Genomic DNA, 23,478 nt, shown 5'->3' with positions numbered 1-23,478 from the left:
GCAACAGGTTTGTTTCTGTCGGCATGCGCTGTAGTATTGCCGTATGTGCAGGTATTTTTTATACCAGCACAGCTTTTTTTGCGCCTTCCCAGTCCCATTCAGCCCCACCCAAACCGCCAGCACCATTGCTCGCCTTTCCTGTTGCCTGTGACACCGACAGCGATTGTTTTATCCAGCATTATTTTGACTATGCGCCCGGCCCGGAAGCCCTTGATCATACCTGTGGCATCCTGACTTATAATGGGCATCAGGGCATTGACATCAGAGTAAGTTCACCTGAATGGAAAGAAAGTGGCTTTCCTGTTCTAGCTGCCGCAAAAGGCAGAATAGAAATCATCAAGGACGGAATACCCGACCGCGCCCTCAACCAACAGGAAATCAAATCTTCCCGGGGCCTTGCCCCCAAACCCAGTAATTCTGTCGTCATTAATCATGGTGATGGCTGGCGAACACATTACGGACACTTGCGCCAAGGCAGCGTCATCGTGAAACCAGGGCAAGAAGTTTCTCAAGGATCACTTCTCGGCCTTGTCGGCCTTTCCGGTTCAACCAGCTTTCCTCACCTGCACTTTCACCTTTCTTACCGAGGTCAGAACATCGACCCCTTCACCGGCATGACAGGAAGTGAAGGCTGTGCACAGGCTGCAACAGGACGCTCCTTTTGGTCGGCCGAGGCCAATGCCAAGCTAGGCTACAAAGATGCGGGTGTTTTCCGAACAGGTTTTTCCGATCACTTCCCCAACTATGAAGAGCTGGACACACAGAAAGTCGAAATCAACAACTTCCCGCCAGAAAGCAAAGAGTTCTATTTTTGGGTCAGTCTATGGGGTATTCGCCAAGGTGATATGGAAGAGCTTAAAATATTGCTACCCGACGGGGATGTATACCAGCGAAGTGACGAAATAGATAAAAGTTCTGTGCAGGGGTTGAGAGGCTTTTTCTACAGCAGAAGCCTCCCCCTGCCCGCGGGTACATATCACGTAAATTACAAGCTCCGGCGCCTGAAAAACAAGCATAGCCCGGAAACGATCATCAATATTGATCGTTCAATGGAAATTGAATCACCTAAAGATCCCTTCACATCACCAAACTAACATGTGGTTGATCTATTGGGATCTGGTTAAAGACGCACAAATTGAAGAAACATTGTCTGCTACAAAAGCCGCTTCAATCGAGGCGTAGATCTCTTATCCTTCAGTGAGGTACCCCGCCCTGACAGGGAAGGATTGTTCATAAAGTAATTATGTGCCGAGAAACTGTCCTCGCATCTTTCTTTACGAATATAGCTACCATCTGCCTGAAGATCCCAGGATTGAGCCGTATCATTCAGGGTGGCAATCATAACCTGTTCCAACACCTGTTGGTGGACAGTCGGATTTTCAATCGGCACAAAACTCTCGACACGCCGGTCCAGGTTCCTTGGCATCCAGTCCGCGGATGAAATAAAGACCTTATTTTTCCGGGATGGAATTGTGTGGCCATCCCCAAAAACAACGATACGTCCGTGTTCCAGATAACGGCCAACCATTGACTTCACGCGGATATTTTCCGACAAGCCGGGCACACCCGGACGCAGGCAACAGATACCGCGAATGACCAGTTCGATAGACACTCCGGCCTGCGAGGCCTTATAGAGCTGATCAATAACCTGTCGATCAACAAGTGCGTTCATCTTGGCCCAGATTGTGGCGGGTTTGCCTTCCTGTGCCAATTCTGTTTCTCTTTGAATATGCTGCAACAACCTTTCCCGGAAAGTCAGCGGCGCATAGTCAATTTTTTCCATGGGCAGTGGCTTGGCATAGCCCGTAATATAGTTAAAGAGCTTTGCTGTATCCCGGCAGATGGCCTGATCCGAACTAAAGAACGACAGGTCTGTATAGACCTTGGCCGTAATCGGGTGATAGTTCCCCGTCCCGTAGTGGACGTAGGATTTCAGCTTCTTGCCTTCGCGACGGACAACAAGCGACAGCTTCGCATGAGTTTTCAGTTGGATAAATCCGTAAATAACCTGAACCCCCGCCCGTTCCATATTTCTGGCCCAGCGGATGTTACGCTCTTCATCAAAACGTGCCTTTAGCTCAACCAAGGCTGTCACGGTCTTTCCACGTTCTGCTGCTTCGATCAGGGCCTTCACAATCGGTGAATCTTCGCTGGTCCGATATAGCGTTTGTTTAATTGAAACCACGGCCGGGTCTTTTGCCGCCTGTCGCACAAACTGAACAACAACATCAAAACTTTCATAAGGATGATGCACCAGCAGATCTTTTTCCCGGATTGCGGCAAAACAATCGCCGCCAAATTCCCGAATACGTTCCGGAAAACGTGGTGTATAGGGTGGGAAAACAAGATCCGGACGATCTTTGACAATCAGCCGCTTTGTATCCACAAGTCCAAGAAGTCCTTCGAGGACAAACATTCTGTCAGGATCAACGTCCAACTCTCGCGTGACAAAGGCACGCAGGTTCTTGGACATGTTCGCATCAATAGAAAGACGGATACAGCTCCCTCTTCTCCGGCGTTTTAGGGCACTCTCAAAAACACGGACAAGATCTTCGGCTTCTTCCTCTATCTCGATATCACTATCACGCAGCAATCTGAAGTGCCCCACGCTGATCACGTCAAAGCCGGGGAAGAGTTGCGATAGATGAAGACGAATAACCTGTTCCAAACGAATAAAGCGATGGTGTTCCCCTGGCATCCGAATAAACCGGTTCAGCTGGTGCGGCATCGCAATCAGGCCATTGATGTACTTATCTTCCTGTACATCTTCCAGCTCCAGAACCATACAAAACCCGTGATTTGGTACAAAGGGAAAGGGATGAGCCGGATCAATAGCAATTGGCGTCAGGATCGGGAAAACCTGATCCTGAAAATATTCTTCCAGCCAGACCCGATCCTGATCAGTCAACTCGTCAAGGCTGAGAAGATCAAAATCAGCCTGCCGTAGCTCTTGCCTGATAGAGGACCAGATTAGCTGCTGACGATGCATCAGCTTTGCAGCCTGCGCATCAATGGCTTTTAACTGGCGATCGGGGCTTAAACCGTCCTGACTGCGCGAGGTCACCCCTGCTTTGACCTGTCCCATCAGACCAGCGACACGTACCATATAAAATTCATCAAGGTTACCGGAAGAAATCGACAGAAACCGCAGACGTTCTAGCAGTGGATGCGAAGGGTTGTCTGCTTCTTCCAGAACGCGTTCATTAAACGCGATCCAGGAAAGTTCTCTGTTGATAAATCTGCTCGGAGAATCAGCCGCAATAGACAGTACTTCACCCTCTTTTCCAGAGTTTTTAGCTCTTTTTTCTTCCTGAGCTGCCTTGGCGGTCATAAATGTCTCCTAGATTGTGGGTGAAATGATTTTACGTAAACACGGTAAAATAATTGTAAAAAATATATCTGGCTATCAATGTAGTATAGTCAATAGTCCATAGAAAACTAGCTCGTAATATACTTGAGTTGTCATATGAAAAGAATTTATCTCGCGCGTCACGCAACGACCCATCATGCCAAGAAAGAACAACAGGACAGGGATCGGCCCCTTACAACAAAAGGCAGAGAAGAAGCTTGCTGGCTGGGACAGAAAATCAAAGAGGTTCCCCCATCAATTATTGTAAGTTCATCGGCGGTAAGAGCGAGAGAAACTTCCGAAATTATTCAGAAGACACTCGGTACCGAGATTGAACTGAACCTCATTCCCGAGCTTTATCTGGCATCACCCCAGATCATACTGAGGCAATTGGCCGAACTAACAGACACCCATGACACTATTCTCTTGATCGGACACAACCCGGGACTTAGTCAGTTCCTATTTGATATAAGTGGTCCAAATTCTGACCGTACAGCGCTTCAAAGGATCTATGGAGGCCTACCCCCGGCTGGTTTTGGTATCCTCAATAGTAATATTGAAAATTGGGTGGAACTGACAAAATCAAACACCGAACTGGAAAGGATTTATTATCCCGAGGAATAGAGAAGAGATAAAAAGCGGATTTAAGCTTCCAGAACCGATTTTATAAATGGGATGGTAATCTCGCGTTGTGATGCAAGGGACTGTTGATCAAGAACCGAGACGATATCGCGTGCAGCCTGAAAAGACCTATCCAGCCGCAAGACCAGAAACCTCAAAACCTCTTTAGAGATTGTCAGTTGACGATCATAGAAAAGCTTTACCAACAGCGCTTCAAACAGGAATTCATCCGGCGCCCCCATCTCGAACGATGGGATCGCAGACAACCGTGAAGATAAATCAGGCAGCGAAACATCCCACCTTGCTGGCGCTTCTCGCCCGGTAAAAAGGAGATACCCGGTCTCTTCTCTGGCATAGTTATAAAGATGGAAAAGCTTGCGCTGCAATTCTGTATCTTTTGTTAGCTGATCTTGAATATCATCAAGAATACACCCGCCCTTTTTTCCCAATAGTTCGGTCGGGTCAGATTCAAGCAGATCCTTGGCAGAGACAAAAACAGCCGTACTTTCGGTGCGCCAAACGTGAGCAAGATGTGTTTTTCCACAACCGGATGGTCCATAAAAAGCCAATGCATGCCCAGGCCAATCAGGCCATTGATCCACCCACGCAACCGCAACCTCATTGCAAGGAGCAATGAGGAAATCTTCGCGTCCAAGAGCAGGACGATGCCCAAGATCTAGCGGTAGCTGTGAACTATCCATGTATGATGTAAGCCGTTTATTTACTTCGTTATTCAGGTAGTTTTTCTTGAGAATCTTCGTCGGAAAATTCCCTAGGATGATTGATACCATAATAATAACGACTGTCCATATATTCGCTCAACGCAAAACGAACACCAACACCAATAACAGCTGCAACGGGTAAGGCCAAAAGCATACCGACAAAGCCAAACAAGGCACCACCAGCCAGCAAACCAAAAATAACCCACACGGGATGCAAGCCAATTTTTTCACCAACCAGTTTTGGCGTTAAAATATTGCCTTCGAGAATCTGCCCGGCAAAAAAGACCCCGGCCACCAGTGCAATCGGTCCCCAGCTATCAAACTGGAAAAAGGCAAGCCCAACAGACAGGATCAAGCCAATGATGGACCCGACAAAAGGAATAAAAGAAAGCAGCCCAGCAACCATCCCCAGAACAAGACCAAAATTCAGACCTGACAAGCTGAGACCGACAGCGTAAAAACCACCAAGAACAAGGCAGACTGTCCCCTGCCCCCGGATAAATCCTGCAAGGGTTTCATCAACTTCTTTTGCCAACCGACGGATTGTTTCCAGCTGTGGTCTGGGCAGCCAGCTATCTACCTTAGCGACAATTCGATCCCAGTCTCTTAGTAAATAGAATGTGACGACAGGTGTAATAACCAACAAAGAAACCAGATTGGCAAAGGCCACACCTCCGTCGATCAGGCTACCTGCAAAACGTGAAAGCCATGCCGTTACCGATTTGAGACTATCGCCAAATGCATCTTTAAGACTGGCAACACTTGTCGGATCAACACGATCTTCAATCATCAAAAGCAACTTACTCATCTGGCCCCGAACAGCCTCTACCAGCTTCGGAAGGCTTTCAATCAAATCTGCGATCTGTCCAATCAAGGCCGGGACAAGCAGGACAAGCGCAATAATAAGAATTAACAGGAATGCAATTGTGACAACCGTCGTCGCCAGCATACGGGACAAACCAACGTCTTCCAGTTTGTCACATACAGGGTCAAGGAAATAAGCGATCGCCATTCCAGCAACAAAAGGCAGCAGAACAGATCTTAAAACAAAGACTGACAGCAAAAATACAACCAGCCCAATAAGCCAGAATCTGATTTGACGCTCGGCCGTCATTGTATCCCCCTCAAACTTCTAGTATTGACCACAAAACCCGGTAAACTTTATCTAAGAACCTGGCCGTTATTCACTAACCTCGTCTCCGGGGTTCAGATTAATCTCTTGCTCAGGAACAACAACTTCATCAACCACAGTTTCTTCTGGGACAAGATCCGGGTTACTTTGCGAAGGCAAACTAAGCCCCTGTTGAGCTGTTGGTCTGTTCAAAATCTGTAATTCCCAAATACTCCGTTCGTTCAAGACCAATGCCAGATCTTTTTGCGCCAAGGCCAATGATAATTGCCTTTCATCTCCGGCAAAATAAACGTCCAGATTCACCTGTGCCCGATTCATTGAACGCGTTTTAACTTTATTGATCGCCGGAACACCCTGTAATCGGTTGTTGACGAGCACCCAGTCTTGCAATCCTGCGATGGGAACCTCTACCTGTATCCAGCGCTCTACACCAAATTGTAACAAATTAGCCTGTTTCCAATCTTGCTGAAGCGAGCTATCCAACGATCTTGCTGCCCGGCGTAACATCTTTTGGGTCGTTTCCCCTTCAGCCTTGGTCACATTCAACTGATAACGTCGGCCTTCGCCAAAACGGCCAACGCGAACGGCTGACATCGTTGCAGATGCCCCTTCGTTATTTACTTCTGCAACAGACAGAAAAACATCACTGCTGCCGTACTTCCTTGCCAACTTCCACAAGCCTTCATTACCCGCAAGTGCGCCCTTGGCATCCACAAGAGAAAGATCATCCAAATCACCTAACGGCATAGTCAAGGGAACCAGACCATTACTGGTCCCAACACCACCCCAAGCTGTCCGCCATTGGTTTCGATCTTCCCATAGCAAATTTGACCCTGCTCTTTTTTCTATGGGAATAATCAGAACAGGCTTACTCACAGTTTCCGCAATTGCCGCCCCGGAATTACGAAGAAGTGCCCGAGTCTGCGATTCTTTAAAACGAACAGTCATATTTGCGATATAGCGAACAGAAGATGATTTTTCTGCGGATAATGATATATCCAACACATAGTTCAAGGCATCTTTAGAGTTCAGTTTCGGTACTTTTATATGATCATGTTCAGGCACCAGTTTACGTACGAGAGCACGAAAAGCCTTTTCATAACCTTGACTTAACGCAGCTTTTTTGGCGTCAATCACTGTATCTGCTGTTGCATCAACGGCGATGCCATGAACAGTATAAACTTCGTTAGCGGCTAAAGCAGCCGAATGCCACGGCCCTGTCGAGAGCGCAAAAAAAGTCGCTAGAAATGCTGTCTTATAGAAAAAGCGGCGAAACCGCATTGCAAACCATCCCGGATTAAGTATCTTCCCAAATTACAGAGCCTAATACCGAATTGCATTAGGTAGTATCTGGACCTGATAATAACCTCGAACTATGACTATTCAATGAGACTGTTATCTCATTCGTCCAAGTCAGCCATTGCTCGGTGTCATTAACCGGCTAGAAATGATCCGGGATTATTATCAGGTTCAGACACTTGAGTACATTAATACTCGAAGTTACAGGAGGATACCATAAGTACCATCCCTAATAATCCTGATTCCTTGAGCTACAAGGATGCCGGAGTTGATATCGACGCAGGTAATGAGCTGGTTGAAGCCATCAAACCCCTTGCAAAATCAACAACTCGTTCTGGCTCTATGGCTGGATTAGGTGGCTTTGGCGCTTTTTTTGACCCAAAAGCTGCTGGTTTTACTGATCCTCTTCTCATCGCCTGTAATGACGGTGTCGGCACAAAGTTGAAAGTTGCCATTGAAGCAAACAAACACGATACCGTGGGAATCGACCTCGTTGCCATGTGCGTGAACGATCTTGTGGTACAGGGTGGTGAGCCTCTCTTTTTCCTCGATTACTACGCAACGGGAAAACTGAGCGTCGAAGCAGGACGTGATATTATCGCAGGTATCGCCGAAGGCTGTGTGCTTTCAAACTGCGCATTAATCGGTGGCGAAACGGCTGAAATGCCGGGCATGTACAGCGACAATGATTACGACCTTGCCGGTTTCTCTGTCGGTGCCGTTGAGCGCGGACAAGCCTTGACTGGTGACTTAGTCAAAGACGGCGATGTTGTACTCGGCCTTGCATCAAGCGGTCCACATTCTAACGGTTACTCCCTCATCCGTAAGATCGTTGAGATTTCCGGCCTGAAATACAGTGACCCCGCTCCCTTCCAAGACGGTATAACACTTGGTGAAGCACTGCTGACCCCCACACGTATCTATGTAAAAAGCTGTCTTGAAGCTATTCGCGCCTTTGGTCCCCATGGCGAAGGTGTGAAGGCCTTCGCCCACATCACGGGTGGCGGATTTATCGAAAACCTGCCCCGGGTTCTACCCGAAGGTCTGGGTGTGACAATCGACGGTATCTCCTGGCCTGTTCCGCGTGTCTTTAGCTGGCTTGCCAAGGTCGGTGGCATTGATGAACACGAAATGATGCGCACCTTCAACTGTGGTATTGGCATGGCGGTTGTCGTTGCTGCCGATAAGGTTGAAGCGGTAACCGGTATCCTGCAGGCCCAGGGAGAAACCGTTGTCTCTCTTGGTACGATAGAAACTCGTACTGAAGGTGAAGAAGCCGTTCAGATTGAAAGGCTCGCAGAAACGTGGCCCGCTTAAAAGTTGGCGTTCTGATCTCTGGCAGGGGAAGTAATCTGCAGGCTCTTTTGGATGCCGCGGCAGATCCATCTTTCCCTGCAGAAATCGTATTGGTCGTCTCTAACGTACCAGACGTCGCAGGGCTGGACCGCGCAAAAAAAGCAGGGGTCGCAACAGCAACCATAAATCATCGCGACTATAAAAGCCGCCTTGATTTTGATAATGCAGTTACCAACACTCTGGAAAATTCAGACGTCGAATTTGTCTGTTTAGCTGGCTTTATGCGTCTGGTGACCAAAGAGTTTGTTGAACATTGGCATAACAGAATGATCAATATCCACCCTGCTCTCTTGCCCCTGTTTCCCGGACTGGACACCCATCAGCGTGCGCTGGATGAAGGCTGTAAGCTTCACGGGTGCACGGTTCACTTTGTCCGCCATGAAATGGACAGCGGCCCCATTGTTGGTCAGGCAGCTGTGCCCGTACTCCCCGACGATACGGAAAGCAGTCTCGCCGCCCGCGTCCTAACGGCTGAACACAGACTTTATCCTGAATGTTTAAAGCTCATCGCCGAACAGCACATTACGATTTCAGATAACCAGCTTACTTATACGCAAGTATCACTAACAGCAGAAGACATACTCTCTAATCCTTAAACGAAAAAAATCGAATAAGGATTACAGTTTATGCCCCATTAAAGCCCTGCAACCATCCCAAGGTTACGGGGCTTTATTTTTTGTATGCGAAAATTGCCTCTGTTTTTTAGGAGTTCAGAACCTATCAATTACAACAACGCCACTTGGTGATGTCGTCGTCATACTCATCAGGACATCGGCTCCTTCTTTCAAATCAACGGTCCGATCAATAAGCTTTTCGGGAGACAGATCACCTTTGATAATCATATCCAGCATCTGCCCGTATTGATGCCCTTGCATTCCATGGCTTCCGAGCAGATCAAGTTCCCGCCCGATAACAAGGTTCATCGGAATATTCATGTCTTTATGATCCCCCGCGGCCAAACCAATCTGGACGTGCCGCCCGCGCTTCGCAAGACAGGCAATGGAATTATAAGCCGTTATGGGCGATCCCAGCGCATCAATTGAAACCTCTGCACCACCACTGGTAACGGACAAAACAGCTTCCACTACATTATCGACTTTTATCGCATTAATTACGTGTTCTGCACCTAATAGCTTTGCCTGTTGCAAGGTCTGATCATTTACATCAATGGCAATAACCTTCGCCCCCAACGCACGGGCAATCATCAGGGAACTCAAACCAACACCGCCACACCCGTGTACGGCAACCCACTGTTCGGGGCCAACTTTTCCACGTTTTACCACACCGCGAAAAGCCGTCATGAAACGGCAGCCCAAGCTGGCCGCGACCACATGATCAAGTTGTTCGGGTAAAGCCACCAAATTCACATCTGCATATTCGACAGCCATATACTGCGCAAAGGCACCCCACCCCGTAAATCCGGGCTGAAAGTCGTCATCACATATATGCTCGTTCCCTTTTGCACAGGACGGACAATGACCACAACCACAGCTAAAGGGCACAATAACCTCATCCCCCTTCTTCCACCGTGTAACCCCGTCCCCAACCGCAACAATTGTTCCTGCACATTCATGCCCGGGCACATGAGGGAAGTTTGTGATTGCACCATCATGCCCCACCCAACCGTGCCAGTCACTTCGACAAACACCATTGGCTTTGACTTCAAGCACAACACCACCAACTGGCGGGGCTGGATCAGCCAGGGTTCCGACTTTTATATCGCCATTGAATTCTTCATAATAAGCAGCACGCATGGATTTTCTTCTTATATCTTCTTACTGGCAGGAAAACAGGAATAGGCAAGGACACCTGAGGATATCCTGAAACATTCAATCAGATAAATCAAAAGACATTTATGCCTGGATAAAGAAGAAAAACCTGAACAACACCCGTTAAGAACACCAGTTCAGACTTGAAAATGTGGCAACCTTTGATAAAGTCGTTCTGAATTTGGCCCCTGGCCAGATATGAGATATTTGTGAAACAGAGGGTCACACGACAATGACAAACGAAGAACTAACGGTTGAACGCCAGCGCGGTTGGGAAAGCTTTACAAAAGTTACCACCTATTCTGTGATCGCAATTATGATCGTTCTTGGTCTGATGGCAGTAACATTGGTTTAAGTTTACTTGAACTTACTAAAAAGGAGGCTTTAAAGCCTCCTTTTTTATTGCCTGATTTACACATCAACAAAACGATCAAGCGCCCCAAAGAGCTGCTCGATATCATCTGCGTTATTGTAGAGATAAGGCGACACGCGAATGCCAGCCCCTCTTTCACTGACAAAAACTTTTTCATCGGCCAGCTTTTTCGCCAAATTATCAATATTTTGATTTGGGAAACTGATACCGATAATATGACCAACTCTCTTGTCGCCAACGGGCACTGACCACCCTCTCTCCGTCGCCATCTCAGCGACAAGGTTTGTCAAGGGGCGGAGTGTTTTCTGCACGTCATCTGCGCCCCACTTTCTTACTTGCTTTGCGGACTCCAAAGCCATGGACAACAGGATAAAGTTATTCCGTCCCCCCATATCAAAACGCAAGGCACCAGCTTTCGGCAAATGCATTCCTGTTGAAGGGTCAAGATCATCACAGTTGAATTTGTTATATTCTATTGGCTGTCCCTCTTGCCACTTAGGCGCGGCATAGAGAAAGGCAGAACCAACAGGGCTTAAAAGCCATTTATAGGAAGAACAAATTAGAAAATCAGGCTGGATAGCACTGACATCAATGGCCATCGCCCCCACCGCCTGGGTCGCATCAACGACCAGCGCCGCGCCTTTATCCCGACAACGTTGCCCAACGGCAACAAGGTCGATTTTACTGCCGTCAGTCCAATGACACGGCGGCAATGTTACAATAGCGGTTTTCTCAGATATTGCCTCTAGTACATGAGGTGTCCAATCATAATCCGCAGGTCGTCCAACAATATTTAGGCTGCCGCCACATGCATGTGCTTTCTGTTCCCACGCAATCACATTCGACGGAAACTGGCCTTCGAGCAGAACAATATTTTGCCCTTTATCCATTGATAGATTTTTCGCCGCAGTCGCAACGCCATAGGCTGTGGAAGGAATAAGAGCAACATCAGTTGTCTGTGCAAATATCATCTCAGCCAAAATTGCTCTCAATTCCCCGGAACGATCGCTCCAGAAGTCCGGATCAAGGGTCCATGGATTTGATTTGATTGCCAACCCGGCATCACCAGAGACCTTGGCCGTTTTCAACATTGGTGACTGTGCCGCACAGTTTAAAAAACAAATATCGGACGGAATATCAAAAAGGGATTTCACGTTATCAATCATGGGACCTTACCATAGACTATCTCGACTTATGATACTTGAAGCGTATCGAGACACACGTTGCGAGAGACAAGTTGTACTACGCATAAGAATGATCGTTTTAACGGGAAGAGTACATTTAATTTTTGCACCTGAAAAAATTGGATGCTGACAAATTGTTTGCATACAAAATAAAGGAATACTCAGCCGGAAAAATAAAAAATAGCGCGTTGGTATTGCTCATAAAAAAAAAGGGAAGCCGAAGCTCCCCTTTTAAATCTCGTATAGTCGGATAAGACTATTAGCCAACCAACTCAGCGTCTGAGAAGAAGTATTTGATTTCTTCAGCAGCTGTTTCAGGAGCATCAGAACCGTGTACAGAGTTTTCGCCGATTGAAAGGGCGAATTCTTTACGGATTGTACCTTCAGCAGCTTCAGCCGGGTTTGTAGCACCCATAACTTCGCGGTTTTTTGCAATCGCGTTTTCACCTTCGAGAACCTGAACAACCACTGGCTCGGAAATCATGAAGTCAACGAGTTCGCCAAAGAAAGGACGCTCTTTGTGAACTGCGTAGAAACCTTCGGCCTGTTCGCGGCTCATGTGAATACGCTTGGACGCAACGATGCGAAGACCAGCTTCTTCGAACTTGGCAATGATTTTACCAGTCAGGTTACGCTTTGTGGCATCGGGCTTAATGATAGAGAAAGTACGCTCAAGAGCCATATCAGGCACTCCTACTTTAGATAAAGAATGGAAATCGTTTGGCGGCCTTATACAGCCAGAAATGCTTTGGGGCAACTGTAATTACATGACATCTCTATGTTAGCAGTTATGCAAAGGGCACATTCCCCTTTTCGCCCTCATGAAAACTAAATTCCACCAATAGAATAGTTGTAAAATAGAAACAGATCGGCATCTAAGATCTGGCGAATGCTAATTTAAGAATTTTCTGCAAGAAAACTCTTACCACAGCCCTGCTTCGGTGATATTAAGCGCACATGCTACATATTAATAACCTAACATATCGCATCGTAGGCCGCCCGATTTTCGAGGAAGCCTCTGCCACCGTACATAAAAATGACAAGGTTGGTTTTGTTGGCCGTAATGGCACGGGCAAAACAACGCTGTTGAAAATTATCTCTGGGGAAATTCCCTCGGAAGCAGGCGACATCAACGTTCCCAATAAAACCAAAATGGGGAAAGTTGCCCAAGAGGCGCCATCGGGTAATACCAGCCTTATTGATACTGTTCTTCTATCTGATGTTGAACGGACAGAGCTTCTAAAAGAAGCTGATACCGCAACAGACCCAATGCGCATTGCAGAAATTCACGAGCGCCTTGTAGATATAAAAGCCGATACAGCACCGAGTAGAGCAGCACGAATACTGGCAGGCCTGGGCTTTAACGAAGAAGCACAGCAACAGCCCTGTTCCGCACTTTCTGGTGGTTGGCAAATGCGTGTAGCCTTGGCCAGCTTGCTTTTTGCCGAGCCTGACTTCCTGCTTTTGGATGAGCCAACCAACCACCTGGACTTGGAAGCAACGATCTGGTTGGAAAGCTATCTAAAGAATTATCCGGGAACACTGCTGCTTATTTCCCATGACCGCGCGCTCTTGAACAATGTTGCCAACAAGATCATTCATCTCGAGAACCTTCAACTGAACTCCTACACAGGAAATTATGATCAGTTCGAACAAGTTCGTCGCGAACGTCTGGAGCACCAAGCCGCACAGCACGCGAAACAGCAAGAACAGCGCAAACACATTCAGAGCTTTATCGACCGCTTTAAAGCCAAGGCGTCCAAAGCCAAACAGGCACAGTCCCGTGTAAAAATGCTGGAACGTATGCAGCCAATTGCGGCTGTTGCCGAAGACAGCACTTTGGCCTTTGATTTCCCATCACCTGAAGAATTGGCGCCACCACTCATCAACCTTGATCGTGTGGATATTGGCTATGAGCCAGGAAAACCTATCCTGAAGGGGTTAGATCTTCGTTTGGATATGGAAGATCGAATTGCATTACTAGGTGCAAACGGAAACGGTAAATCTACCTTGGTCAAACTTCTTGCTGGGCGTCTGGAACCTCAAGAAGGCCAACTCTACAAGTCATCTAAACTCAAAGTCGGTTATTTTGCGCAGGACCAAGCCGAAGAACTTGATTTGGATGCCACACCCTACACTTTGATGGCTCGTCTGATGAAACCGGGAACACCGGAATCAAAAGTGAGAGCTCAGCTTGGACGCTTTGGCTTTGGCGTTAATCATGTATCAACAAAGGTAGGAAAACTATCTGGTGGAGAAAAAGCACGTCTGCTCTTTGCCCTGTCAACCAGAGATGCCCCTCATATCCTGCTTATGGATGAGCCAACCAACCATCTGGACGTGGATTCCAGAGAAGCCCTTGTTCAGGCCATGAACGCCTTTGAAGGGGCTATCGTACTGGTTTCACATGATCCTCACTTAATTGAACTCACTGCTGATCGTTTCTGGCTCGTCGCCGATGGTAACGTACAAGCCTACGACGGTGACCTGGAAGATTATAAACGTCTTTTGATGGAACAGCGCCGTAAAGAACGTCAGTCTTCTCGAAAGACAAACGAGACAAGCCAAAGCAATGACGCAACTCGTGCAAAAAACATGAGTAAAAAGGACAAGCGTCGAGCAGCAGCTGAAGCCAGAGCAGCCGGAGGGGATCTCAAGAAAGCTGTTCGTCTGGCAGAGCAAAAGATGGAAAAATTCCAGGCAAAGAAAGACAAGCTTGAAAAAGAATTGGCCGATCCTTCGCTATATGAAGGGGATAATTCCCGACAGCTAGAACTCTCTAAAGAGTTAGCCAAAATAGAAAAAGAGCTTATGAAAGCAGAAACGCAATGGTTGGAAGCCCAGGAAAAACTGGAAGCTTCATAGAGAATCTGAATTATTTAGATTAATTCGTGCCGGGTTGAAGTTGATATTCTTCAAGATAACGTGGCATGAATTTTTTAGATAATTCATCCCTATGCTCCGAGATTTCATCCCAAATTTTATCACGTAAGGTCGGATTTTGGTCTGAGAAAACATGACTAAAAATCAAAAAATAATCTTTTGTCGCGATAGGTTTATTGATTTTAACAATATTATTGATTTTATTTTTGTGGATATAAGCATCGGCAACAATACCCTGATCAGCGACACCATCAATTCGACCGTTTTTTAGCTTGGTAAAATTGTTTCTTGTTGATCTCGCCTCCTCAACCTTTATTCCTCTATTCTTGAGATCTTTAACAATTGAATAGCCGGAATTTGCACCAATCACACCTTGTAAGTTGGTAAACTTATGACCATCCCAACCCAAGTTACGACCCTCTACCGTATACAAAAAATACGATAAAACGGCTAATCGTTTATCCCCATCAGGCTTATTGTTTTTCTTGGGAAAGACGCCAAACTCTTCCCTTTCAGGTTTGTATGAAAAAATAAACGCGGCATCCAGATTATTTTCTTTGAGTTCGTGCAATATACGACGACCCGGGCGCCTTATATATTTGATATTAAAATTTAGTTTTCTGGAAATTTGATTCAGAATATCCAGTGACACACCAGGTGGGGAAGCAGGTTCTAATCCAGACCCTAAGAAATGCGGATATGACGAATTCACATTATATCCAATCCGTAACGTTACCTTTTCGGCCATGGACGGAAAAGAACATATACCGTTTATGACCAAGCCTGCAAAAAGAACAAAAAAATAATTAACCCGGTTCAACGGTACACCTATCACCAAAATAAAATCGTACCCAATACAAAACCTCAGACAGCGACGAAACAATAAAACGCTTAAAATTTTCTGAGCGACGGCCTTTCATTATAGACCAGAACATCTTTCACTATTATTAAAGTGTTTTGAAAGTGGGTTATCAAATTCAGAGCTATTTTACGCGTGCTTTTGAGAACGAGTTTGACAAAACACCTGATACATACCGTAAGAAGGTTAAAAGAAAACAGACAGGCCTTAATGTACTTAACAAAGATTGATTAAGATCAATGCATTTTTCCGTCTAGGGAAACAGAATTCATATAGAAATCAAAAGAAGATGCAGAACAGATATTTCGAGCACCTTCTGTATTCCTAAATAAATGGAGATACATTTATGTTAAAGGACATCCAGGTTCAAATTGATAACACTGAAGCAGGTCAAACGCGTTTAGAAGCCGCCCTTCAGCTATCTAGAAAATTTAGTAACGCACATCTTTTGGGCGTTCATGCACTCAGAACACCAGAAGCGATATTGCACGGTGCTCCCCATGGTGTAACGGGCTATTTCCCTGAAGAAATCATTGAACAACAACGCACTAATATAAAAGAGCAAGCAGCCGCGCTCAAAAAGAATTTTGAAGAAAAAGCCCATTCAATCGGGACGAACTATGAATGGCGTGAACATGAAGGCAGAGAAGAGGATATCATTGCGTTCCACGCACGCTTTACTGATCTGACAATCATTAGTCAGGTAAAAGGAAAGTTCGCCGATGAATTAGAATTTGCAGGGTCTTTATTGATGGAGAGCAGCCTGCCAATCCTTGCAGTTCCCAACCGAAAAATCCCCCATGATATTACAAAAAACATTCTCATCGCTTGGGACGGATCAGCTGAAGCTTCACGAGCTGTTAGAGGGGCTTTACCACTCTTAAAAATGGCACAAAAAGTTATTTTGCTATCAGTCGGGTTACCTGAAGAGGGAAATATATCTCAGGATGATATTTCTTCACACCTCAAGCGTCATGATATTCAGTCTGAAAAAAGAGTCGTAGAGAGTCCCTTCCCCGAAGATGTTATTCTCAAGACAGCCAAAGAGGAAGAAATTGGTCTGATTGTTGCCGGCGCTTGGGGACATAGTCGGATCAGAGAGATGATATTTGGCGGCGTGACCAAATCACTGTTTTCCAATCAGGAATTCCCTGTCCTCTTATCTCACTGATTGCAATACCAGGTTGAGGAGAAGAACGGCGATCAGGCCTTCTTCTCCCAAGACCCTCTGTCAGTTTGTTGCCAGTATGTCAGCTCGTGATTGGCAGCTTTCAATTCTTTCCAGAGAACTCTGGAATCCTGGACAACTGTTGGATTATTGCCATCAAACAAGATGGCACATAAAGACGTTTTGTCACTTTCAAGAGATCCGGGGTGTGCACCATGGACAATGAAAGCCACATCTCGTTTCGCAATATCATCCTGATCTGTTGTTAACCAAACCGGATGTTCATCAATTGATCCATCCCTCTTCGTCCCATGTGGCAGAAATGAATCAGGGCGGTAACTCCAAAGATTCTGATCCAATTCGCCCAAGGCGCGCTCATCAGATGATAAAATAACAGCTTGCTGGCCGCGCTCTAACACTTTCTCAAGCATTTGCGGCAATGCACTTTCCAGCGCTGTTTTAGTCAAATGATAAAATCGGATATCGGTCATCAAACTCGTCCATAAAAAGGCAGGGCACAACGCACCCCGCCTTTTACGTCTTAATCTTCGTAGTTATCAGCAACAAAGCGATCAAGCAAACGAACGCCAAAACCTGTTGCGCCCTTTGCTGCAATCGCTTTTTCTTTCGTTGACCAAGCAACGCCAGCAATATCGATATGCACCCAGGGGCGATCCTTATCGATAAAGCGCTGAAGGAATTGTGCAGCTGTAATTGATCCAGCAGCCCGGCCGCCAATGTTCTTCATATCGGCTGCGTCAGAGTCCAATAGCTTGTCATAGCAATCCGCCATAGGCAGACGCCAGACACGTTCATCAACACTTAAGCCCGCAGTTGAAAGCTGTTCACACAAAGTGTCGTTGTTTGAAAAAATACCTGCGATGTCATTACCCAGCGCAATAATCATCGCACCGGTTAACGTTGCTAAATCAATAACAAGGCGAGGATTGTATTTCTCTTGCGTATAGGAAAGTACATCAGCAAGAACCAAACGACCTTCAGCATCTGTATTCAGGACTTCAATGGTTTTCCCTGAATAGGATTTAACGATATCACCCGGGCGTTGCGCGTTCGCTGACGGCATGTTTTCGACCAAACCACAGGCACCAACAACATTCACCTTTGCCTTACGTCCCGCAAGTGCTTTCATCAGGCCAAATACTGTCCCTGCGCCGCCCATATCGAACTTCATATCTTCCATACCGGCAGCCGGTTTCAGGGAAATACCCCCTGTATCGAATGTTACGCCCTTCCCAACAAAAGCCAGTGGCTTCTCGGCAGATTTCTCCGAAGCACCATTCCATTCCATGATCACGACTTTGGACTCACGCTCTGAGCCCATACCAACAGCATACAGAGCGTTCATCCCCAGTTTGGTGATATCGCTTTCGTTGAGCACAGTTACTTTCACCCCAAGAGCTTCAAGCTCTTTGGCTTGATCTGCAAAGGTCGCAGGGTATAGTTCGTTAGGCGGCTCGGATACTAGCTGTCTGGTGAAGAAAACCCCTTCAGCAACTTTGGACAATTTCTCATAAGCATCTTCTATGCTTTTAGAATCTGTTGAAAAGACAGAAAACTCTTCAAGAGAATTTTTGTTGTCGTTCTTGCCTGTCGTTTTATAGGTATCAAAACGATAGCTACGAAGTAAGGCACCATACGCAATAAGCGCACCAGCATTATCTTCTTCTGATCCATGAACCTTGACATCATCGGTGCATATACAAACCGCTTTCTCTCCCTTTGCGGACAGTTCTTTATAAAGCTGCCCACCCAGATTTTCGAAATCTGTTGCCTTGAGTTCATTCGGATTCCCCAAGCCAGCCAGAATGATACGGCTGTTTTCCACACCACCAGGCGCAAGAATTTCAAGCAACTCACCCTTTTTTCCCTTAAAGGTGCTATTACTGATTGCACGACTTAATGCACCACCAATCTTGTCATCAAATTGTTTTGCTGTTGTGGAGAGTTGTCCACCCTCAGTTACTGTCGCAACGATCGCACCAGTACTTGGAACTTTGTCAGAGACAAAAGAAAACTTCATGCCGCCCTCTTCGGTAAAACCATTTATTAATTTGCTGCTATAGAACAAGGAATACTATGTAAAATGCAATGGCAATCATAGAACGTTGCATTCCATGACTCAAATCTCATTATTCTTCTTAAGAAAATCCACGAATTAACTGGACGTGGCAAGGGTGTTCTGGCTATTTCTTCTGTATAAATTTTTATAGGTTATTTTACGGACCCTATGCAGATTATTTCGCGCTATATGCTTGTGCAACTGGTTTTGTTTGCTGTTTCAGTCGCAGTATCCCTTGCTGTTGCTGTATGGTTGGCTCAATCACTACGATTCGTTGACATGATTGTTAACGACGGCCTTCCGGCATCTACTTTCTTTTATTTTGTTATCCTGTTGATGCCTTACTTCCTTGTAATCGTCATACCAGTAGCAACTTTTTGCTCAGTCCTCTTTATTTATAATAAATTGACGACGGACAGCGAGCTCGTGGTTTTAAAAGCTGCTGGATTTTCGCAACTCCAGCTCGCACGCCCGGGAATTATGCTTGGCGTAATATCAATGATAACTGTTGTCGCCATTAACCTATATTTTTTACCAGTCTCATACCGCGAATTCAGAGAGCTACAACATTACTTCAGAGATAACTTGTCGCCAGTGCTTTTGAAAGAAGGCAAATTTAATACGATTAACACTGAATACACGATTTATTTCAAAGAAAAAACACCTGCCGGTGAGCTAAAAGGTCTCATTGTTCACGATAGTAGTCTACCTGGGCAACAGGTGACATATTTAGCTGATACCGGGGCTCTTCTAAAGGAAGAAGATGATTTCAGAGCCGTTCTTTGGAATGCCAGCAGGCAAGAAGTTGACCCGATAACAGGACAACTGTCCATTGCTTATTCTGATAAGTATGTCCTTAAATTCGGCGATATAGGACAAGAACAAAGTGATCGCTGGCTAAAACCAAGAGAGCGCTTTCTTAACCAGCTAATCTTCCCCGACCTGACGGATCAAAGGGATGTTGATAATTACGACAAACTGGTTGCCGCTGGTCATTATCGCATCGCCAGCCCTCTCTTTACTCTTGCTATGGCCTTCATTGCCTTGGCATGCCTTTTATCTGGTGAGTTTAGTCGCAGAGGATATTTAGGAAGAATTATGTTCGCTATCAGTATCATGGGGGTTATGATGCTGACGATGTTTCTACTTAAAGACATCGCTGAGAAAAACAAAAATCTTATTCCGCTTATTTACGCATGGCCTATATTTGTTGTGATTACTTCCCTTTATTTCATTGTGAGAAAACCTAAAAGCTCGACATCGAAAATATCCGGTGGTTCAGGCCCATCTGACACAAAAGAGGTCGTGGCATCGTAATGACAACGCTTGTAAATAAAAAACCGGTTAAATCCGCCAACATCTCCTGGACACTTTTCAGATACGCATCCAAAAACTATTTAATGAGCTTCTTCAGCTTTTTCTTTGTCTTGATGGGCGTGGTTTTTCTTATTTCATTAATCGAAGTCTCTGACGACCTTGAAGGAAAATCAGTTCCATTTTTGCAAATCATAAAAATAGTTCTCTATAAAATGCCTCAATTAAGTGAAGAGATCATGCCATTCATGATTCTATTCGCAGCTATGGCAACTTTTTGGAAGCTTACTCGAGCAAACGAACTGGTTATCATTAGATCAGCTGGCGTTTCAATTTGGGGAATTATTTTTCCCTTTGCTTTTTGCTCTATAATGATCGGTGTTTTGGCCTTTGCTGTCATTAACCCAGTGTCTTCTGCTCTTTTTGCTAAAAACAAAGAGCTTTCACGGCTATACAAGAAAAAAGATCAAGCCATTTTTAAAGTTTCGGAAACAGGATTATGGCTTCGACAGCCAGATGAAACAGGACTTTCCGTTATTCATGCGGGATCAGTTAATAAAGATCTTTCTCTAAACCGCGTCATCATTTTCAATCTAACGAATGATGGCGAGTTTTTGTCCAGGTATGATGCAGGAAAAGCCCGCTTGGAAAATGGCAACTGGGCCTTGAAAAATACTTGGCACTCTTACCCCGGTAAAAAACCAGATTATTTTGAAGAAGTCCTCATTCCAACGGATCTCACAATGGAAAAAGTGCAGGATAGTTTTGCAAGTGCCAAGTCCATCTCTTTCTGGGAGCTGCCATACTTCATTAATCTGTTGGAAAAAGCTGGATTCTCTGCTGTTAAACTAAAATTGCAATTTCACCGGCTACTATCAAAACCTTTTCTTTTCCTTGCCATGGTCTTGCTCGCCGCAACATTTTCCATGCAACAACATCGCCGTGGACGGGTTGGGTTGATGATCCTCTCTGGTATTCTTACTGGTTTTCTGCTTTATTTCTTATCCAATTTTGTTTTTGCTTTGGGACAATCAACCAAAGTACCTGTTGCTTTAGCAGCCTGGTCGCCAGCGGGGGTATCACTATTGTTAGGTGTCACTATGCTTTTACACCTGGAAGACGGATAAAACATGTCTTTTAGGGGGGTAAAAACACTACTGAAAAATTCAGTGTCTATTTTGGCACTAACCTTTGTTGTCGGAATATCCGTGTCACATAAATCCTCTGCCCAATCAGTGGACGGTATTAATGAAGATATACCAGCACTGATCAGCGCGGACGAAGTTATCTATGACGAAGGATTGGGTGTCGTTACGGCATCGGGAAATGTTGAAATATCTCAGGGAGAACGTACAGTTCTTGCCAATAGTGTCTCCTACAATATGAATACAAATGTTGTCAGCGCAACAGGAAATATAAGTCTTCTAGAGCCCAGTGGTGATATTGTTTTTGCTGAACATGTAGAGCTCACGGATAACCTGAAAGAAGGTTTTATTCGCGACATCCGTATCCTGTTGACAGACCGCAGTCGGCTGGCGGCATCAACGGGCCAATTAACCAGTGGAAACATATCAGTATTTTCCAATGGTGTGTTCAGCCCTTGTGAGCTTTGCAAAGACGATCCCAGTAAAGCGCCTATCTGGCAATTAAAGGCGAAGAAAATTGTCCACAACAAAACATCCCAAACGATAAAATACGATCATGCATGGATGGAAATCTTTGGCGTTCCCGTTATCTACACCCCCTATCTTGCCCATCCTGACCCAACAGTAAAAAGACGAAGCGGTTTTCTATTACCTACTTACGGTAACTCGAACCAATTAGGTATTACCCTACAAATCCCTTACTATTGGGCTATTGATGAATCGTCAGAATTTTTATTTGCGCCAATAGCAACAACCAAACAGGGTATTGTTCTTGCTGGCGAATATGAAAAAAAGTTCAATAAAGGGGATCTGTCGATAGAAGCCAGCGCGACGATCGCCGACAGAGATGAAAATAATGGGAATGTAGAAAAAGACGAGTTTCGTGGACAAATTATCAGTGAAGGACGCTTTGATCTAGATAAAACCTGGCGATGGGGCTTTAACGCTGAGCGAGCAACCGATGATACTTATGGTCGTGTTTATGGCTTTAACACAGATTCTGAATTGGAAACCAGCGCGTTTATCGAGGGTTTCAGAGGACGAAACTTTGCTAGACTTGATAGTTACACCTTTCAAAGTACACGAAATGACATAAACGATTCTGAAAACCCTTATGTATTACCCCGTGCGCAGTACAATTTCCAAAGCCAACCTGGTGTCACAGGAGCCACTTATCGTCTAGATGCAAATGCACAAGCGCTAGGGCGAAGTGAAGGGCGTGACAGTCGGCGCGTGTCTTTAATCGGGGGATGGGATCTTCCCTATACAGGGTCTTGGGGCGATCAATACAAACTCACGACACAAATACAAACCGATGGTTACTGGGTAAACGGTGTTAATACAGAGAACGATGAGATCAGAAAAAACGGTGATAGCTATACCGGCTTTACTGGTCGAGTCTTCCCCCAGATAGCCTTGGAGTGGCGCTTTCCCTTTGCCAGCCACCGCGGCAATTTCAGTCAAACAATCGAACCTATTGTTCAGGGGGTCTTAGCCCCGAACGGATCTAATCCGAACGAAATTCCAAACGACGATAGCCGTGATTTTGAATTTGATGATGCTTCGCTCTTTTCCTTAAACCGCTTTGCAGGAACAGATCGCGTGGATTCCGGAAGCCGTGTAAGCTATGGTGTAAAATGGACGGCATCGACAGTCTCTGGAAATCAGGCAGACTTCCTGATTGGGCAAAGTTATCGCTTTAGCGGGAAAAGTAACCTCCACGAAGAAAATTCCGGGCTAAAGGATGCAGTATCAGACATTGTCGGGCATATCGGGATTTATACAATTGATAATTTTAGTGCTCTCTACCGGTTCAGATTTGATCCTGATGATTTAGGAGCCAACCGGAATGAAATCGAAGTCAATATAGGTCCGGCTGCCCTGAATCTAGATCTGGATTACGTCTTCCTCAAGGATGATAACATCGATGGGGAAACTTCTGATCGAGAAGAAGTGAAGATTGGAATTAACAGTCAAATGACAAAATACTGGAGTCTCAATTCCAGTTACACCCGTGATATTGATGCGGATTCATCTCGAGAGGCAAGTCTTGGCTTAATTTACCATGATGAGTGTATTATTATTGATAGCCAATATTCACGAACTTGGTTCCAGGATAGAGAAGTAGAGCCAGATAACCGATTTATGGTTGAACTAACATTTAAACACTTGGGTACAATTCAGCCGCTATAGAGTAATTCGGCTATCTGAGACAAAAGGTACT

20 protein-coding genes are annotated in these 23,478 nt (G+C 45.5%); 10 read left to right on the top strand and 10 right to left on the bottom strand.

Annotation, left to right across the window (positions count from 1 at the left end):
- Positions 1 to 23 precede the first annotated feature (23 nt).
- Positions 24 to 1,094, top strand: coding sequence for a M23 family metallopeptidase (locus WH95_RS20655; RefSeq protein WP_052742000.1), 1,071 nt, complete (start codon positions 24 to 26; stop codon positions 1,092 to 1,094).
- A 59-nt stretch (positions 1,095 to 1,153) separates the two neighbouring features.
- On the opposite strand, the gene WH95_RS12515 is transcribed toward WH95_RS20655, so the two are convergent.
- Positions 1,154 to 3,331: an RNA degradosome polyphosphate kinase gene (locus WH95_RS12515; RefSeq protein WP_046507718.1), complete on the bottom strand. Its 2,178-nt coding sequence runs from the start codon at positions 3,329 to 3,331 to the stop codon at positions 1,154 to 1,156.
- Between the two features lie 135 nt (positions 3,332 to 3,466).
- On the opposite strand from WH95_RS12515, the gene WH95_RS12510 reads away from it, so the two are divergent.
- Positions 3,467 to 3,973 carry a SixA phosphatase family protein gene (locus tag WH95_RS12510; protein WP_046507716.1) on the top strand — a complete coding sequence of 169 codons (507 nt, stop codon included), beginning with the start codon at positions 3,467 to 3,469 and terminating at the stop codon, positions 3,971 to 3,973.
- A 20-nt stretch (positions 3,974 to 3,993) separates the two neighbouring features.
- On the opposite strand, the gene WH95_RS12505 is transcribed toward WH95_RS12510, so the two are convergent.
- The 3 genes from WH95_RS12505 to WH95_RS12495 all read right to left on the bottom strand — a co-directional run bounded on the left by WH95_RS12505 (position 3,994) and on the right by WH95_RS12495 (position 7,105).
- Positions 3,994 to 4,671 (bottom strand): HdaA/DnaA family protein, encoded by a 678-nt coding sequence (locus WH95_RS12505; protein ID WP_046507713.1) that lies wholly within the window; start codon positions 4,669 to 4,671, stop codon positions 3,994 to 3,996.
- Between the two features lie 28 nt (positions 4,672 to 4,699).
- Positions 4,700 to 5,806 (bottom strand): AI-2E family transporter, encoded by a 1,107-nt coding sequence (locus WH95_RS12500; protein WP_046507710.1) that lies wholly within the window; start codon positions 5,804 to 5,806, stop codon positions 4,700 to 4,702.
- A 66-nt stretch (positions 5,807 to 5,872) separates the two neighbouring features.
- Entirely contained in the window at positions 5,873 to 7,105 is a 1,233-nt protein-coding gene (locus WH95_RS12495) for a DUF2066 domain-containing protein (RefSeq protein WP_046507707.1), read from the bottom strand.
- 264 nt (positions 7,106 to 7,369) lie between these two features.
- Here WH95_RS12495 and purM point away from each other — a divergent pair, with 264 nt between their 5' ends.
- The gene (gene purM / locus WH95_RS12490) at positions 7,370 to 8,440 is read left to right on the top strand and encodes a phosphoribosylformylglycinamidine cyclo-ligase (RefSeq protein WP_082114133.1); all 1,071 of its coding nucleotides are present in this window, start codon (positions 7,370 to 7,372) and stop codon (positions 8,438 to 8,440) included.
- Complete coding sequence (gene purN / locus WH95_RS12485) at positions 8,428 to 9,075, top strand: phosphoribosylglycinamide formyltransferase (RefSeq protein ID WP_046507701.1); 648 nt, start codon at positions 8,428 to 8,430, stop codon at positions 9,073 to 9,075. The genes purM and purN overlap by 13 nt, the downstream gene beginning before the upstream one ends.
- A 114-nt stretch (positions 9,076 to 9,189) precedes the next feature.
- On the opposite strand, the gene WH95_RS12480 is transcribed toward purN, so the two are convergent.
- Positions 9,190 to 10,233: a zinc-dependent alcohol dehydrogenase family protein gene (locus tag WH95_RS12480; protein ID WP_046507699.1), complete on the bottom strand. Its 1,044-nt coding sequence runs from the start codon at positions 10,231 to 10,233 to the stop codon at positions 9,190 to 9,192.
- Positions 10,234 to 10,480: 247 nt separating this feature from the next.
- Here WH95_RS12480 and WH95_RS21180 point away from each other — a divergent pair, with 247 nt between their 5' ends.
- On the top strand, positions 10,481 to 10,603 hold the full coding sequence (locus WH95_RS21180) for an aa3-type cytochrome c oxidase subunit IV (protein ID WP_113772018.1): 123 nt from the start codon (positions 10,481 to 10,483) through the stop codon (positions 10,601 to 10,603).
- Between the two features lie 56 nt (positions 10,604 to 10,659).
- On the opposite strand, the gene WH95_RS12475 is transcribed toward WH95_RS21180, so the two are convergent.
- Positions 10,660 to 11,787, bottom strand: a complete 1,128-nt coding sequence (locus tag WH95_RS12475; protein ID WP_046507695.1) for an aminotransferase class V-fold PLP-dependent enzyme — start codon at positions 11,785 to 11,787, stop codon at positions 10,660 to 10,662.
- Positions 11,788 to 12,064: 277 nt separating this feature from the next.
- Entirely contained in the window at positions 12,065 to 12,487 is a 423-nt protein-coding gene (ndk, locus tag WH95_RS12470) for a nucleoside-diphosphate kinase (RefSeq protein WP_046507692.1), read from the bottom strand.
- Positions 12,488 to 12,762: 275 nt separating this feature from the next.
- Between ndk and WH95_RS12465 the strand changes: the two genes are divergently transcribed.
- Entirely contained in the window at positions 12,763 to 14,670 is a 1,908-nt protein-coding gene (locus tag WH95_RS12465; RefSeq protein WP_046507689.1) for an ABC-F family ATP-binding cassette domain-containing protein, read from the top strand.
- 19 nt (positions 14,671 to 14,689) lie between these two features.
- On the opposite strand, the gene WH95_RS20650 is transcribed toward WH95_RS12465, so the two are convergent.
- Positions 14,690 to 15,508 carry a substrate-binding periplasmic protein gene (locus WH95_RS20650; protein WP_052741999.1) on the bottom strand — a complete coding sequence of 273 codons (819 nt, stop codon included), beginning with the start codon at positions 15,506 to 15,508 and terminating at the stop codon, positions 14,690 to 14,692.
- Between the two features lie 385 nt (positions 15,509 to 15,893).
- On the opposite strand from WH95_RS20650, the gene WH95_RS12455 reads away from it, so the two are divergent.
- Entirely contained in the window at positions 15,894 to 16,718 is an 825-nt protein-coding gene (locus tag WH95_RS12455; RefSeq protein ID WP_046507687.1) for a universal stress protein, read from the top strand.
- Between the two features lie 32 nt (positions 16,719 to 16,750).
- Here the strand turns inward: WH95_RS12455 and WH95_RS12450 are convergent, their stop codons facing one another.
- Positions 16,751 to 17,206, bottom strand: coding sequence for a DNA polymerase III subunit chi (locus tag WH95_RS12450; protein ID WP_046507683.1), 456 nt, complete (start codon positions 17,204 to 17,206; stop codon positions 16,751 to 16,753).
- A 50-nt stretch (positions 17,207 to 17,256) separates the two neighbouring features.
- Positions 17,257 to 18,756, bottom strand: coding sequence for a leucyl aminopeptidase (locus WH95_RS12445; protein ID WP_046507680.1), 1,500 nt, complete (start codon positions 18,754 to 18,756; stop codon positions 17,257 to 17,259).
- 207 nt (positions 18,757 to 18,963) lie between these two features.
- On the opposite strand from WH95_RS12445, the gene WH95_RS12440 reads away from it, so the two are divergent.
- From WH95_RS12440 to WH95_RS12430, 3 genes are all read left to right on the top strand, one after another.
- Positions 18,964 to 20,112 carry an LptF/LptG family permease gene (locus WH95_RS12440; protein ID WP_052741998.1) on the top strand — a complete coding sequence of 383 codons (1,149 nt, stop codon included), beginning with the start codon at positions 18,964 to 18,966 and terminating at the stop codon, positions 20,110 to 20,112.
- Positions 20,112 to 21,236, top strand: a complete 1,125-nt coding sequence (gene lptG, locus WH95_RS12435; RefSeq protein WP_046507677.1) for an LPS export ABC transporter permease LptG — start codon at positions 20,112 to 20,114, stop codon at positions 21,234 to 21,236. Before WH95_RS12440 ends, lptG begins: the two co-directional genes overlap by 1 nt.
- Before the next feature lie 81 nt (positions 21,237 to 21,317).
- Positions 21,318 to 23,447 carry an LPS-assembly protein LptD gene (locus tag WH95_RS12430; RefSeq protein ID WP_162199389.1) on the top strand — a complete coding sequence of 710 codons (2,130 nt, stop codon included), beginning with the start codon at positions 21,318 to 21,320 and terminating at the stop codon, positions 23,445 to 23,447.
- The last annotated feature ends 31 nt before the right edge of the window (positions 23,448 to 23,478 follow it).

Origin of the sequence: Kiloniella litopenaei (assembly GCF_000982415.1) — a bacterium.
In the GTDB taxonomy this organism is placed as follows: domain Bacteria; phylum Pseudomonadota; class Alphaproteobacteria; order Kiloniellales; family Kiloniellaceae; genus Kiloniella; species Kiloniella litopenaei.
The sequence above is the reverse complement of the archived record's forward strand: the minus strand, read 5'-3'. Positions and strand labels throughout refer to the sequence as shown.